Raw genomic sequence first — 14,842 nt, 5'->3', positions numbered from 1 at the left:
GAAGGATAACATCGAAATACCGAGTGGCAACCTGAGCCCGGTTAACCGTGGTTTCTGAATCCTCGATAAAAACAACATGAGGAAATAGCGTAATGAACAGTTCCTATGAGCAATCCCTGAAAGTAGAAGGTGGTGGCGGTTTTCTTCAACGCCTGCAAAGCCTTTGCGCTTACGAAATTGGTGTTATCCCCTTGCCGATTTTCCTCGGGATAGCCTTGATTGTATTTTTCTCCGCGCATTTGGGTTTTCTGCCAAAAAACATGATCGGCGGACTCGCAGTCATCATGACAATGGGCGTGTTTTTTGGTCAGTTGGGTTCGCGCCTTCCGCTGCTCAGAGAGATTGGTGGCGGTGCCATCTTGTGCCTGATGCTGCCGTCGGTACTGGTGTTTTACGGTTTCTTCGGCCCGGCAACGATTGATGCAACCAAGATGCTGATGAAGGAGGCAAATTTCCTCTACTTCGTTATTGCCAGCCTGGTGGTGGGCAGCATTCTCGGTATGAGTCGCTTTATCCTGGTTCAGGGCATGATCCGCATGTTCATCCCCTTGCTCGTCGGCACCTTGGCCGCCGTCGGAAGCGGGCTGATTGTTGGAAAACTGGCCGGATACAGCTTCTACCACACCTTCTTCTTCATCATCGTACCGATTATTGGCGGTGGGATCGGTGAAGGGATTCTTCCTCTGTCGCTGGCGTACTCGGCGATCCTCGGAGGCACGCCTGATATCTACGTAGCGCAATTGGTGCCCGCCGCCGTGGTCGGCAACATCGCAGCAATCATTTGTGCAGGATACCTGGCTCGTTTGGCCCTGAAACGTCCGAACCTCAATGGCGAAGGCTCACTGATTCGGGCCAAGACCGAGAATGACAAATTTCAGGTCAAGGAAGAGGCAAACCCCAGCATCGACCTTCGCATCATGGGTGCAGGCGTGCTGGTCATCTGCGCGTTCTTTGTCCTGGGTGGGTTGCTGGAAAAGGTTGTTGGTATCCCAGGGCCAGTGATGATGATCCTTGCCGCCGTACTATTTAAGTACATCCGTGTCCTGCCGGAAAAACTGGAGAAAGGTGCGCAATCCTTCTACAAGCTGGTCTCCGCTGCCTTCATCTGGCCGGTCATGATCGGCCTTGGCATGCTCTATGTGCCGCTGGATAGCGTGGTGAAGGTGTTCTCTGTGAGCTATGTGCTGGTCTGCATATCGGTCGTGGTTTCGATGACAGTGGCGGGCTTCTTCATTGGCAATGTGATGAAGATGTATCCCATCGAGTCGGCCATTGTGACGTGCTGCCACAGCGGCCTGGGCGGCACTGGGGATGTAGCCATCCTATCTGCCTCTAACCGCATGTCGTTGATGCCGTTCGCTCAGATTTCCACGCGGATTGGTGGCGCATCGACAGTGATTCTTGCAACGATTCTGTTAGGTATTTTCGCCTGAGCGAATTGAAACAATGCGACTCGAGTAGCCATACTAACTTCACTGTCAGTGCATCAATAAAAAAGGGCCCACTCGGCCCTTTTGTACTCAAAGCAAAATCACGTGGTCAGCCAGACGCAACGGTCGTGGGACCGTGCTCTACTTTCCATTCTTTCAGCGTCTTGTGATTTCCGCTTTTCGATTCGGTAACCTTGATGGAAGGTGGCTTTTTTAAACTTTACCTAGTGCGAATAGCGACTGCTGGCCTTGAACTCAACGGGTGGAGCAGGAGGTCCGCAGGGGATAAATATTTGATCAAGCTTGGTAAGTTTAATCCGTGCTCGGCAAGCAAAGGGCAAAGCGTGTTCTCAAATTCGATCGCTCGTTTCAGTTCAATATCACTGAATTATCCCTGTTTTGGTGGTCACAAATGAAAGGCAGCTAAGTCGATTTCGGTCAGTCACGACAGGCAGAAATCGGCCGCAGGCGGTCGTTCGATCAGCTACCCTCAAGCAGCTGTAGAAATATCGAATAGTTGTCAAAAACGACAAAATTTATCTCGGACTCTGTTTTGTACGGGGCAGATACTTTAATGAAGTTCCTCCAGCCAGAGAACAACAAATCCAAATTCATATCTATACCTTTAGGAAGGTATATTGCACTCAGCAACCATAGGTCAAAATGCTTAACTCACGACAAGTGAATTTAGCACTCAAACGAATGGAAACATAAAAAATCCAAAATCCACAAACCCTTTTCAAGGTTATACCGCCCCTAACTTCCATCCACGACGACCGCTCCGGACCAGTGAAAGCAGCATATTTGCACTTTGTCTTTGGTGCAACGCGGTGTTTTGCGACTAATTCTGCCCTAACCGCCTGACCTCGGCGAACAGTCGTAACTTGTGTTCGATGCAATAGACATTCTAAACACCATCAAAGCCAGCAATTACTCCATAAAATAATGGCCTTTACTCTGGCAAGAGACAGTGCGCAGCAGAACTGGTTTTTTTAGCGAGTAGACGCCAACGATTAGAATGCAATGAAGTTTCAGCCGTAAAAAAGCGCGATCAGATATCTCCGGCAGTTCCGTATGTGTACGAGCTTACCGTTCCTGCAGATATCCCTCATTCTGGCGTGACTTAGCACTTCCACTCCGACTTCATAGGCTGGCAACGCTGCGGGCCTTGCGGATGGTCTCTTCCGTTCAGAGTAACGATCTGTGTGATCGACACTCTCAGCGTGACAAAATCACGATCAACCGTTGATGATAATTTTGGATTTGCTATCGACTCCTGCTCTGGCGCATAATCGCGCGCCGACACCAAGTCAACTTTAACTCTTCCAGCACTTAAAAATATTTGTTGGCTTTAGAGCACTCTAGAGGAGGATGTAATGAAGTATTTTTTCTTAGGATGGATCGCTGAATACGAGCAAGTGATGATTAAAAACTTATCACTACGACACAAAATAGAAACAATCAGCACCCCAAAAATAACAAAGAGACTGAACCGGTACATCTCAAAAATCAATAAATTATTTAACAAAAACCTAATCAGCAATGAGTGGCTGGCACGAAATTTACTTTCATCATACAGCGTTAGTAACAGCGACATTCTTATATGTAATGACTGGCAGTTCAAACGAGACTTCCAGCCAACCATAATTAAAAATTTCAAAGGAAAAAAAGTACTGCTAGTTAGAAACTTGATTGACCTAGATTTTATGCTCAGCATAAAGGGGGTCTTTGACAAGGTCTACAGCTTCGACAAACCACAGTGTGAACTGTATGGCATGGACTACTTGAATCAATTTTTCCCCTATGGGGTTGACGATGTAAAATCCCTGCACAGTCGAATTGAAGAATCGACCGGAGCGCCGAAATGCTTTTTTTTAGGTCGCGATAAAGGCAGGACTGCCGCTATCAATTCCATCGCAAAACAACTTCGCGGGCTTTGTTGCGTGGCTGACTTCTATATCGTCAAGGACAAAAACACAAAATATTTTTCAGAGTACCATGTCGACGAAGGTTTTTCCTATGACAAAAGCATAGAGATGTCGACAAGCTCGAATTTTTTGCTCGACATACCACAAGACGGCCAAGCAGGGATAACCTTGCGAGCGCTAGAGTCTATTTTTTTCAATAAAAAACTTATAACATCAAATAATGAAATAAAACTACAACCTTTTTTCAGGCCAGAAAATATACATATTATCGGTAAAGACAACTTTAATGATCTTTGTGAATTCATACAATCAAAATCAACGGTGTTACCTGAGGAGATACTGCATCAGTTCAGCCCCGATCACATGCTGAAAAAAATCACCGCCGATATGAAGTAGACGCCCAATCACGCAGTACCGCGACAAACGAACCGGCAAGGTGCAAGCGAACCGTGAATATCGCTGCTTTCGCATATTTACAACATCGCCCGGGAATGGGGCTTGCCTTCTACGACAAACTTCATGATTGAAGTCAACACCCTACTCACCGAGAATTCCTTGACGCGCTGTTTTCTGCCTAACAAAAACTAAAGGTTTCGGTAGATTCGATTCCTCAGCACTGATCGGAGGAATCGAGCGCAACGCCGGTCTGTCCAATGGCTGCCTGTAAGACTGACAGGTTGAATCCACAGTCAATCCCAGCCCTTCGTGATAGGCAGTACTCGCCCCATACGACGACAGCAAACTGTCCGATGCTGGTTGCTTACAAATGCCCGTAGATGGCACAGGCAAATCGGGCGTCACCTGGCCTGACGCGACGGATAAATACCGGCAAGCCGCGCTATCACGACCCCCACATAAAAGACGCCTGAAAATTCCTCCACCATCACCAGTGAGCGAGCGTGGTTGGTCAACGGAATAACATCGCCGTAACCGGTGGTAGTAAGCGTTGTGAAGCTGAAATAGATCAGCTTAAAGAAAGTGCCGGGTTGTCTGAAATCGAAGTTGCCAGGTCCGAAGGAGCCAGTGGCGGAAATCTCGACCAGGGCATAGATGAAGGACCAGACAAAGGCCAGCATGATGTAGCCAGCAAGCGCGCCATGCAGTTTGTCGGCTGTTATTGGCCCGCGCTTGAGAAGGTAGCGAAGCACTCCGCTGAACGAAACCGCAAGAGACGCCGCATAGGTTATCCCGGCAAGTTCAAGCGTCGCGATGCTCTCCGTCCACAAGGCCGCCCATTGAAGGCCAATCCCAAACAACGCCAGGCACAGTTTGAAGATGAACCCCGACCGGGTCTGCCTGGTGGCAAAAGCGCCCACGAGCAGCACGGCCGAAAACAGAATGCCGAGCAACGTGCGAGCAATCAGCCCCTCCTCCAGAAAGGGAAACAGAAGGATCAACCCGAGCAAGAGCAACAACAGATAAGTGCAGGGCCCCAGCCCTATCACCATCTGAGCTAAATCCGCGTCGGAATCGGCTTTATCTTGCAGATGTGTCATACCGGTTTCCCTAATGCCGAAGCAACGCTCGATACCTGATGTTACACGGGTGAATTCTGATCTTGCTTCAGAATAGTTGGGAGTGAAGCGCTAGTCGCGTATACCTGTAAGAGTTTTCGACCTGACTGGCAGCTTCACACCCAGCAAAAAACGCCCTCTGCTACGCTGAAGTCTCTACGGAGAATTCACGGTAGAAAGTGCAGTTCTGCTGCCTGCTTTGCGATCAACTTCATGATTGAAGTCAACACCCTACTCACCGAGGGCAGGCAAAGTTGTACGCCGCAGGAAAATTGGGTTAAGCCCGAATCGGCGCCAATGCGACGGGCTATTGGTCCCCTACCCGTAGATCTACTTAAACAGATGACCCTATGAAAGACTCCATTCGCTACGCCGACTACATGCAGATGATCGGCGCCGGTCGCCGCGAAATACCCATGCGAGAAATGGTATCCGCACCGGTTCGCAATGCCGATGGCCACTGGCAGGCCGCTCCTCACAAAGCTGCAAAATTGCGCGGAGTCGAGGTCGCCGCCATCCTCAGGCCCTACCTCAATGTCCGGCTGAAAGAGCAGCTTCGCGCCGTGGCGCCGTTAGCGATGTACCTCGTACTGTTTCAGATCATCATCCTGCGCCAAGTGGTGGAGGACTCGCTGATTGTCGCGGGCGGCCTGTTCGCTGTGATCGTCGGACTGATGCTGTTCATGGAAGGGCTGAAACTCGGCCTGATGCCGTTGGGCGAAATAATTGGCAGTAACCTTCCGCGTAAGTTATCCCTGCCTGTGGTGTTGCTGATTACCCTGTTGCTGGGCATCGGGGTGACTTTCGCTGAACCCGCTATCGGGGCGCTGCGCGCTGCGGGGCAGAACGTTTCTGCAGAGCGTGCGCCCTACCTCTGGGCGTTACTCAACCAGTGGACCGGCGAACTCGTCCTGGTTGTGGGGGCCAGCGTCGGCCTGGCCGCTGTAACCGGTACGCTTCGGTTTCTCTATGGCTGGAGCCTGAAGCCGCTGATCTATTTAGCGCTGGCACCTGTGCTGCTGTTGACGGTTTACATGACCCGGGACCCTGAGCTTGCGAAGATTATTGGCCTGGCATGGGACGCTGGCGCGGTCACCACCGGGCCGGTCACCGTACCGCTGGTGCTGGCGCTGGGTATCGGCATTGCGGCTGCCGCTGGCAAGGGCGGCTCCGGTCTGTCCGGGTTCGGCATTGTCACCCTGGCCTCGCTGTTTCCCGTCATGGGCGTCATGCTGCTCGGCCTGTACGTGGCGGCGCTCTCCTCACCAGCGGAAATAATCGTCGCAGCGCAGGCCATGACCGGCGCCGAACAACTGGCTGCACCCTGGCACACGGTCAGCCCCGGACTGGAGGTTGTTTCGGGGCTGCGAGCCATTGTGCCTCTGGTGATATTTTTACTGATCGTGCTGAAACTTCTGCTGGGCCAGCGCCTGCCACGACGTGGCGAGATTTTCCTCGGCATTGCACTGACCGTAGCCGGCATGTGTGTGTTCAATCTCGGGTTGACGTACGGCCTGTCGAAACTGGGTGGGAGTGCGGGTTCGCTGATTCCGGCGGCCTTCATGAAAACCCCTGGCACAGAAGACTCTCCGCTTTATATGTATCAGGTGGGACTGGTACTGGCCTTGGGTTTCGCCTGGGTGCTCGGGTATGGGGCGACCATTGCCGAACCCGCGCTCAATGCGCTCGGCGTCACAGCAGAGTCCCTGACCAATGGTTTTATCCGCAAGCGCAGCCTGATCCGTGCAGTTTCAATAGGCGTCGCCTGCGGTATTGCGGTGGGCGTGGCCAAATTGGTATTCGACCTGCCTTTGGTCTGGCTGGTGGTGCCGCCCTACCTGTTTGCCGTGGTACTGACGTTTTTTTCGACGGAAGAGTTTGTCAATGTGGCTTGGGACAGTGCAGGAGTCACCACTGGGCCGATCACCGTTCCGCTTGTTCTTGCCATGGGGTTGGGACTGGGCAATGCCACCCACGCAGTCGAAGGTTTCGGCATTCTCTGCATGGCATCCGTTGGTCCCATCATCAGCGTCATGCTCCTGGGACAGTGGGCGCGCTTTCAGTCGTGGAAACAGACAAAGGCTGCCGCGCAACAGCCGGCAAATACATTATTGAGCACGGGAGAAGCGGGATGAAAGCTGACGGGATTACCTACCTGACTGATGTGGCACTGATCACCTGCATTGTTCCCGTCGGTCGCGCTGACCAGGTGATCCGTGCGGCCCAGGGTATGGGCGCGCCAGGCGCCATTGTCTACCACGCCCACGGTGTAGGCCCCCGCGAGCGGCTCGGTTTGCTCAGCGTTGCTATCGATGCGGAAAAAGAAGTGGTCAGCCTGCTGGTGGCGGTCGACTACCAGGACGCGGTACTCGAAGCCATCTACCACGCAGCCAACCTGAATGTTCCCGGAGCGGGAATGATCTATGCGACACCGGTGGAAAAAGTGGCCACCTACATTCCCCGAGAAATGCTTGAACAGGGGAATATCTCGTGAGCGTGGTGACGGCGTGTATACCGGGTGGGGCTGCGAAACTTATCACCTGCGTGTTGCCGGACGATGGTACGGAGCGCAGGCTATTGCAGTTGTTGCGCGATACACATGGCATTACGCGCGCGGACAGCGTTAGCTGCCGCGGTGTGCCCGTGCTGCAGGCGGCTCAAGCTCCCCGTCATGAAGTGCCCGAGGCGGTACTGTCCCGACTAATCAATGTGGTGGTGGATGAGGCCGAGGCCGAAACGGTATTCGAATTCATCTGCGCTCACGCCGGGCTGACCGAGCCAGGCCGGGGTTCGGTGTACATGATTGCGTTAAATTTCGCGACGCCCATGGCTATGCCTGCTGGCGTCGCGTAAGAGTCCGGGTGGTCGCTGATACGGACCATCACACTGCCCTTGCAATTGCGCCTGAAGTCGGCCATGCGCTCGTAGTTCTCAAACAAAAAAAACCCACGTCTTGATGATTTTTGATTTTCATCAATCTCCAGTATGCGGCGCTCAATGGCAACATCACAGAAGCAGAGGCTGTTCATCAGTCAATAAATCGAACCCTTAACAACCTGTTTGATTTCAACTGACGATCTTGTATGGGTGCCGCAAAAAAATGCGAGGGTGGTTTCCTGCACCACCCTCGCATTCGTTCACGCGCGCGACGCCTCAGGCGCTAAAGAAGAGGTCGCTATCCTGAAGGTCGACCCCGACCACGGTGATGGTCGTTACCTGTCCTGGCTCGGTCACCGTCACGATGCTGTCAAAGCCGGTATTGTCGATCTGGAAGGTGTTCTGCACACCGTTGATCACCAGTTTGTCGTGCACGTCCGGGCCTACATCGAAGCCGGTCACCTGGTACAGGTTGTCATTGATCGACAGGTCGATGTTGAACGCATCTTGCTCGCCGATCGTGCCCACTAGCGTGTAGTCGAACTGTGCATTGGCCGCGTCATTGGCGAACAGGTTGGCGTCAAACGTACTCGTCGCCGAATCGCCATCCTTGTCGGTCAGCGTCGCGCTGAACGCCAGTTTCACATCGTTGGCCAGGCTCTCGCTCTCCGAGATGAACTGGATGACCGGGATCTTGATATCGCCCCGACCCATGGTCAGTTGAACCGCGTCGATCAGCAGTGCGCCCTCTTTCTGAATGAGGAAGGACACCTGCCCACCCGCCTCCGATGTCACTGTGTTCACCTCGATGCGATTCGAGAACGTGCCATTTTCGTAGAAGATCCTGTAATACAAATCCTCGGTCGCGGTGTTGTAACCCCCTACGGAGTTGTCGATAAAGACCTTCATACCCGCCAGCAGGGTTTCCGGATTGATCACGAAACTTTCATCGGCAGCGCTGATTGCCACCTGGTTGTCTCCCTGGAACACGTTGTTGCCGACGCCGATGCCGGACGTGCTGACGTTCATGGAGGCGGCGTCGATGTACGCCGGCAGCGGGTTGGTCTGTAGCGTGGCTTCGGTAGGGTCGGAGGCTCCGAGCCCGATGCCGCTCAGGATCTGATCAGTCGTCGCAAGCGACTCTGCGGAAAAGAACACAATTTCCTCGGAAGTCGAAGGAATAGCCGGGTTGTTCGTCTGCGGAATCAGCAAGGTGCGCACTGGATCCGGGCCGCCGGCCGCAAGCGAGCCGTCGGCACTGCTGAGCACGATCGTCGAATGGAAGCCTTGCACCAGATCGAGTGCATAAGTGCCATCGGCGAAGGCGGTCAGCGTGTAGTCGACGCTGGTATTGGCCGTTGCGGCGTTGTTGTCGAAATCACCGGTCAACGTACCCGCAAAATGGTACGCGCCGTTGATATCCGGTGAGCTCCCCTGCTCGGTCAGCGAGCCGACTCCGAGCAGGGTCGAGTTGTCCGGCCTGACGAGGGTGAACTGGTTGTTCACCAACGAAATGTTCAAGCCGGTCGCGCCCAGCCCGTCGGCTCCCGCCGCGCTGTTCCAGTACCCGTATTGTGGAAGGAGACTACCGGTCCCGATCAGGTTGCCGAACGCGAGTGATGGCCCGTCATCCTTGAACACCAGGTTCTGCCCGATGTTTAGGGTCGCCTGGGCACTGTCGCCGTCCCCATCGGTTCTGGTCGCTATCAGCGTCACCAGATTGTCCGAGGCCAGAGTCGTCGAGTCATCGGGATCGTTGATATTGGGATGCACCACCGCCCGGAGCTGATCGAGCGTAACGCTGCCATCGGCGGCCACGCTGACCGTGAACACCAGATCGTCGCTCACGGCTGTGCGGCCTTCGACCACCGTACCGTTAAGCGACAGGATCACGACTTGACCCGTGGCCGTATCCGTCAGCCCGGTGGCGCCGACGCCTATGCCCAGCGAATAGGTCAGTGGCCCTGCCCCATCGGCGCCAGGACCAGAGCTGAAGTTGGCGGTAAAGCTCTGGGTGGCATCGCCCCCCAGGGCCGAATCGTCCACCGTCATTGTGGGTTCCGTGCCGGAAGTGTTGACGCTCGGCCCATCGTCCTTGAACACCAGGTTCTGCCCGATGTTGAGGGTCGCCTGGACGCTGTCGCCTTCCTTGTCGGTTTTGGTCGCCGTCAGGGTCACCAGGTTGTCCGAGGCCAGGCTCTTCGAATCATCGGGATTGCCTGTGTTGGAATGCACCACGGCCCGGAGCTGATTGAGCGTAACGCTGCCATTGGCGTCGACGCTAACCGTGAATACCAGCTGGTTGCTCGTGACCGTGCGGCCTTCGATCACCGTGCCGTTGAGTGACAGGACCACCGCATGGCCCGTGGCCGTGTCCGTCAGCCCGGTGGCGCCAACCCCTATGCCCAGCGCATAGGTCAGCGTGCCGGCCCCATCAGCGCCAAACGCCGAGTTGAAGTTGGCCGCAAAGCTCTGGGTGGCGTCGCTTAACAGGTCCGATTCGTCCACCGTCAGCGTGGGTTCCGTGCCGGTGGTATTGATGCTTGGCCCATCGTCCTTGAACACCAGGTTCTGCCCGATGTTAAGGGTCGCCTGGGCACTGTCGCCGTCCCCATCGGTCTTGGTCGCTGTCAGCTTCACCAAGTCATCCGAGGTTAGAGTCGTCGAGTCATCGTGATCGCCTGTGTTGGCATGCACCACGGCCCGGATCTGGTTGAGTGTAACGCTACCATTGGCGGCGACGCTGACTGTGAACACCAGATCGTCGCTCGTTTCCGTGCGGCCTTCGACCACCGCGCCGTTAAGCGACAGGATCACCGCCTCACCCGTGGCCGTGTCCGTCAGCCCGGAGGCACCGGCCACCATGCTCAGCGCATAGGTCAGTGTGCCCGCCCCATCAGCGCCAAACGCCGAGATGAAGTTGGCCGCAAAGCTCTGAGTAGCGTCGGTTGTCAGTGTCGTCTCGTCTACCGTCAGCGTGGGTTCCGTGCCGGTGGTGCTGATGCTCGGTCCGTCGTCGTCGAAAATCATTTTGGAGCCGATTTCGACGGTCTGGATAGAGGCCTGGAGCAGCCTGAAGCCACCGATGTCAAAATCGGCGTGGTTGTTGCCCTTGGCGTCGACGGCCGCGCCGTTCTCGATGAGCACGCGGTTGTGATCCGCCGTTGTGGTGTATTCAATCTCGTAGCCAGCCTTGACGCCGCTGATGGTCACAACCCCACCGGCAAAGCTGAAGACAATGCCCAGGGTATTCGACGGTGCGGTGGAGTCCGCGACGACCCCGGTACTAATGTTGGTGACGCGAACGCTGGTGATTGAAATCGACGTATCATCCGCATATCCGTCGATGAAATCCTCTTTAGATTCAACCTCGGTGCTGAAGGCGCTGACTCTTACGACAGCACTCTTGCCGCTCTGCAACTGTACGACGTCGAAACTCGCCGATTTCGCATTGAAGACGTCGGTGAAGTCGACGTTGGCTTCAAGATCTGCTTCGTTCTGATCGAGGAAGGGAACAGTCACATTTTGCCTGGCTCCCGTGACGAACGAGAAGCGGATGCCCTCTTGCTCCACAATCATCTGATTGTTGGTGCCGAAGGTGGTCGGGCCACCCGCCTGGCTGGTATTGATCGTGTCGCCAGTGGTTATATTGACTCCGGTTGACTGGTTTGCGGGGTTCTTGCCGGTGGCGATGATGGTGGGGTCCGTGATCCGCGTGACAGTGTCTACAATTTCAGTTTCCGGGTTCAGCTTCGTAAACATCAGGAAGAGGTTCTGACCGGAGGGTGCATTGAGCAGACTGAACGCCAGGTCCTGGCTGGCACCGATGAAAACCTTATCCATCAAATTGACCGAGTCATCAGGGTTCGCCGTGCCTGGATGCTGAATCGGTTGGTACTCCACGATCCAGATCTTGCCGCCAGAGACCGGTGTTCCGGTTTCTTCTATGTAAGCTGCGAACACAATCGCGCCGTTCGGCCCACCGGCCCGGCCCAGAACGATGTTGTCATCTGAATCCGTATAGAGAAGGATGCTGGTGCCATCGAGGGTAAACAGTCCACTGTCATCGCCATCGAGCGCAGCGCCAGCGCTGTCAACGAAGCTGACATCGGTAATGCTGCCTCCGGGCGCAGAGGTGATGGTGAATGCCGTGCTGCCCGTATTGCCCACTTCCCCGTTGTAACCACTCAGGGCCACACCCGTTGCGGTACCGGCCCCAAGAGTGCCCAGTCGCGTGGAAAACGCCCCCGGCAAGGCCAATGACGTGTCGTTGTCGTCCGCGTCTCCCCCAGGGGCTGGAGTGGCCGTGGCGTTCTGCAACCCGGCCGTTTCGTCCAGCGTAACGTCCTCGCCGGTCAGCTCGACGCCAAAAGCACTGTCCGTAAAGGACGCTGTGGCCACCGCATCGTCAGCCGTGCCGGACGCACCATCGGCACCTGCCGAGGTCGCGCTGAGCAGAAACGTCGCGCCGGCCGAGTCGTCGGGGTTCACGTACCACGAGGTGGTAACGCTGCCATTGACTTGGCCATCGAGATCGCCGGCACCGCCATCGGTCACGGACCAGGGCTCGTGCCCATCGCCGGTGTTGGTATCGAGCACATCGTCGGACGTGCCCCACACGCTATCCGCGCCAGCACCGACGGCGTGGTCCACTTCGAACGTCACGGTGCTGCCGGGGGCGAGCCCGCCGGCCGTGATAGTGGCAGTGCTGCCCGGTGCGTAGTCTTGCTGGTCGGTGGTGACGGTCAGGTCATTCGTTGGCGATGAGGTTTTCTTGCGCATAGTCATGACTTTCTCCTGAGCAGGTCAAGTCATCGAGACCGACCGTAGACCTTTGTCTGTTCTATAGGGCACAACTATGAACAAGCTCCAAAGTTTGCACATCGTCTGAAACTCCCAGACGGGCTGGGAGTTTCAGACTACTGGGGAGCGGGAGACGGGAGCCTGCTGCGGTGTTCATCGGCAGGATGGCTGGCCCGATGACCACACCCGCCGCCTCGCCGCAGCCTTCGGCCGAAGGCGCGTTGAGCAGCCACTCAATATTTTTTTCGCTCGGCACGAATGGCCGTAATTTCGTCTATACCTTGATACTGAGCAGCCCGCATTTGGCGTTCTGGTACGCGTCGCTACCCGCAAATGCAGGCGCAACCGACCAAGTTTTGATTGATCCTTGAATCAAAGGGAAAAGGCCAATCGGCAGCAGTATTGACGGAATGAGGGACTATGAACGACGACGATATTTTGAGTGGTGCTGAACACGAGGCACTCAACGCCGCTAACCGGCATGAGCCAGAAAAAAGACCTCAAAAGGTCTTGATCGTTGATGACGACCGCGCGTTGCGCGAGATGATCTCCGGCATTCTTCACCTGAAAGGCATCCAGAGCCTTTTAGCTGAAAGCGCTGACGACGCCATGAAATTACTGGTCGCTGACGACGCCATCGAGTTGGTCATTACAGACTTGCGGATGTTACCGACCGATGGCCTGGATTTTATTCGCAAGATCCGAAAGTCCGTGTGGGCCGATCTGCCTGTCCTGGTCATGTCCGGCGATGCGGGAATCAGGGATGCAATCGACGCAATGCATCTGGGCATTGTTGATTTCCTGCTCAAACCGATAGAGCCCGACCAGCTCCTCCCTTTGGTTTACCGGGAGCTCGGCATCAAAGCCTAGACTTACCGGGAAACCGGCACCGAACACCAACAGTCTACGAGGCCAGTCACTCGGATGAGTGACGTCGGCGCATTGCCTTCAACTGTATAAAATGACCCTGTCATGCCCCTCATCGCTATCCGGCCATTGTCAGTGGCTCAGCGGGCTCGCTATCGGAAAAGCGCTGGGCAATTTGATCGAACTCGTCCTCCAGAGCCCTGAAGGCCAGCACCACATCCGGATCAAAATGCCGGCCGGCACCGTCATAAATGATGGTTGCAGCCGTCTGATGGCTCATCTGCGACTTGTATACGCGCCGGCTGATGACCGCATCGTAGACATCCGCCACGGCCATCAGTCGGGCGCTCACCGGAATGGCATCACCGGCCAGCCCGTTCGGATAACCGCTGCCGTCCCATTTTTCGTGATGACACAGGGCAATTTCCTTGGCGATGCTGAGGAAGGGAACGGGCTGCCCCAACAGCTCCTCCGCATGGACCAGTGCCTGATAACCCAACTGGGCATGGGTCTTCATGATCTCGAACTCGGCGGGCTCGAAACGGCCAGGCTTGAGCAGGATATGATCCGCGATCCCGACCTTTCCGATGTCGTGCAGCGGCGCTGACTTAAACATCAGTTCAATGCTTTCATCATCCAGAAACGCGCTGAATCGTGGGTGATGACGCAGTGCCTCGGCCAACGCGCGCACATAATGCTGCGTGCGTCGCAGATGGTTGCCTGTCTCGTTATCGCGTGTCTCGGCCAGTGACGCGAGGGCCATGATGGTCACGTCATGGGTGGCTTGCAGTTCGCGGGTTCGCGCCAGTACTTCCTGATCGAGAAAGTTGTTTTGCACACGCAGCAGATCTGCCGCCAATTTCAGACGCATCTGTGTCTGCACCCGCGCCAGCAATATGGGCGGATTGACCGGCTTGCTCAGGTAATCGCTAGCGCCCAGTTCGAGCCCCAGGCATTGATCTTCATCTTCGTTTCTGGCACTCAGAAACAGAACCGGGACATCCATGGTTTTCGGATTGCTTTTGAGACGACGACAGACCTCATAACCATCCATGCCAGGCATCTGCACATCAAGCAAGATCAGGTCGGGTAGGACTCGGTCGACAATCTGTAGCGCCTGCTCGCCGCTGACAGCAACCCGCAATTGATACTGCTCACGGAGCAGTTCATTGATCAACTGCAGGTTGGCCGGCATGTCGTCAACCACCAGCACGATGGGTTTACGGGGAAATTGGTTCAACAAGACATCCTCGCAACGGGCACACACCAATGCGTCGTTAAATCTGCCGGGGCAGACGCAACTGGCCTGAAGGCACAATGGGGCAAGAATCGTCCGTTTTCTTTGCCAGGTTTTTTTTTGCAGTAACGCATGCCCTGCGCAACTCTGCTCTGAATTGGTCTGAGTGCATTCTGTTCAACGCTG

10 protein-coding genes and 1 pseudogene are annotated in these 14,842 nt (G+C 55.2%); 7 read left to right on the top strand and 4 right to left on the bottom strand.

Annotated elements, in window-relative coordinates:
• Positions 1-92 precede the first annotated feature (92 nt).
• A complete protein-coding gene (locus CKW19_RS09985) occupies positions 93-1,433 on the top strand; it encodes a 2-hydroxycarboxylate transporter family protein (RefSeq protein WP_095057758.1) in 1,341 nt (446 codons plus the stop codon).
• Between the two features lie 106 nt (positions 1,434-1,539).
• Here CKW19_RS09985 and CKW19_RS29475 read toward each other — a convergent pair.
• Positions 1,540-1,632: pseudogene (locus tag CKW19_RS29475) on the bottom strand (transcriptional regulator); the annotation flags it as partial.
• A gap of 1,174 nt (positions 1,633-2,806) precedes the next feature.
• Between CKW19_RS29475 and CKW19_RS09980 the strand changes: the two are divergent.
• Positions 2,807-3,754, top strand: coding sequence for a hypothetical protein (locus CKW19_RS09980; RefSeq protein WP_095057757.1), 948 nt, complete (start codon positions 2,807-2,809; stop codon positions 3,752-3,754).
• A 401-nt stretch (positions 3,755-4,155) separates the two neighbouring features.
• On the opposite strand, the gene CKW19_RS09975 is transcribed toward CKW19_RS09980, so the two are convergent.
• Complete coding sequence (locus CKW19_RS09975; RefSeq protein WP_095057756.1) at positions 4,156-4,854, bottom strand: potassium channel family protein; 699 nt, start codon at positions 4,852-4,854, stop codon at positions 4,156-4,158.
• Between the two features lie 368 nt (positions 4,855-5,222).
• On the opposite strand from CKW19_RS09975, the gene CKW19_RS09970 reads away from it, so the two are divergent.
• Genes CKW19_RS09970 through CKW19_RS09960 form a run of 3 tightly spaced genes read left to right on the top strand, consistent with a single transcriptional unit; the run spans position 5,223 to position 7,725 of the window.
• A complete protein-coding gene (locus CKW19_RS09970) occupies positions 5,223-7,007 on the top strand; it encodes a DUF1538 domain-containing protein (protein ID WP_095057755.1) in 1,785 nt (594 codons plus the stop codon).
• Entirely contained in the window at positions 7,004-7,366 is a 363-nt protein-coding gene (locus CKW19_RS09965) for a P-II family nitrogen regulator (RefSeq protein WP_095057754.1), read from the top strand. The genes CKW19_RS09970 and CKW19_RS09965 overlap by 4 nt, the downstream gene beginning before the upstream one ends.
• On the top strand, positions 7,363-7,725 hold the full coding sequence (locus tag CKW19_RS09960) for a hypothetical protein (protein WP_095057753.1): 363 nt from the start codon (positions 7,363-7,365) through the stop codon (positions 7,723-7,725). Before CKW19_RS09965 ends, CKW19_RS09960 begins: the two co-directional genes overlap by 4 nt.
• Before the next feature lie 300 nt (positions 7,726-8,025).
• Here CKW19_RS09960 and CKW19_RS09950 read toward each other — a convergent pair whose 3' ends face one another.
• Complete coding sequence (locus tag CKW19_RS09950) at positions 8,026-12,537, bottom strand: DUF5801 repeats-in-toxin domain-containing protein (RefSeq protein ID WP_095057751.1); 4,512 nt, start codon at positions 12,535-12,537, stop codon at positions 8,026-8,028.
• Between the two features lie 191 nt (positions 12,538-12,728).
• Here CKW19_RS09950 and CKW19_RS28390 point away from each other — a divergent pair, with 191 nt between their 5' ends.
• Complete coding sequence (locus CKW19_RS28390; protein ID WP_143500306.1) at positions 12,729-12,923, top strand: hypothetical protein; 195 nt, start codon at positions 12,729-12,731, stop codon at positions 12,921-12,923.
• Between the two features lie 49 nt (positions 12,924-12,972).
• Positions 12,973-13,422 carry a response regulator gene (locus CKW19_RS09945; RefSeq protein ID WP_095057750.1) on the top strand — a complete coding sequence of 150 codons (450 nt, stop codon included), beginning with the start codon at positions 12,973-12,975 and terminating at the stop codon, positions 13,420-13,422.
• Positions 13,423-13,537: 115 nt separating this feature from the next.
• On the opposite strand, the gene CKW19_RS09940 is transcribed toward CKW19_RS09945, so the two are convergent.
• Positions 13,538-14,659, bottom strand: coding sequence for a two-component system response regulator (locus CKW19_RS09940; protein ID WP_256580317.1), 1,122 nt, complete (start codon positions 14,657-14,659; stop codon positions 13,538-13,540).
• Between the last annotated feature and the right edge of the window lie 183 nt (positions 14,660-14,842).

Source organism: Pseudomonas sp. Irchel s3f7 (genome assembly GCF_900187615.1).
In the GTDB taxonomy this organism is placed as follows: Bacteria; Pseudomonadota; Gammaproteobacteria; order Pseudomonadales; family Pseudomonadaceae; genus Aquipseudomonas.
Note: the sequence above shows the minus strand (reverse complement) of the source record. Positions and strands in the feature narration are given on the sequence as shown.

Coding starts and splice junctions, on each gene's coding strand:
- CKW19_RS09985 (WP_095057758.1), top strand. CDS start 93: ATGAACAGTTCCTATGAGCAATCCCTGAAAGTAGAAGGTGGTGGCGGT.
- CKW19_RS09980 (WP_095057757.1), top strand. CDS start 2,807: ATGAAGTATTTTTTCTTAGGATGGATCGCTGAATACGAGCAAGTGATG.
- CKW19_RS09975 (WP_095057756.1), bottom strand. CDS start 4,854: ATGACACATCTGCAAGATAAAGCCGATTCCGACGCGGATTTAGCTCAG.
- CKW19_RS09970 (WP_095057755.1), top strand. CDS start 5,223: ATGAAAGACTCCATTCGCTACGCCGACTACATGCAGATGATCGGCGCC.
- CKW19_RS09965 (WP_095057754.1), top strand. CDS start 7,004: ATGAAAGCTGACGGGATTACCTACCTGACTGATGTGGCACTGATCACC.
- CKW19_RS09950 (WP_095057751.1), bottom strand. CDS start 12,537: ATGACTATGCGCAAGAAAACCTCATCGCCAACGAATGACCTGACCGTC.
- CKW19_RS28390 (WP_143500306.1), top strand. CDS start 12,729: ATGACCACACCCGCCGCCTCGCCGCAGCCTTCGGCCGAAGGCGCGTTG.
- CKW19_RS09945 (WP_095057750.1), top strand. CDS start 12,973: ATGAACGACGACGATATTTTGAGTGGTGCTGAACACGAGGCACTCAAC.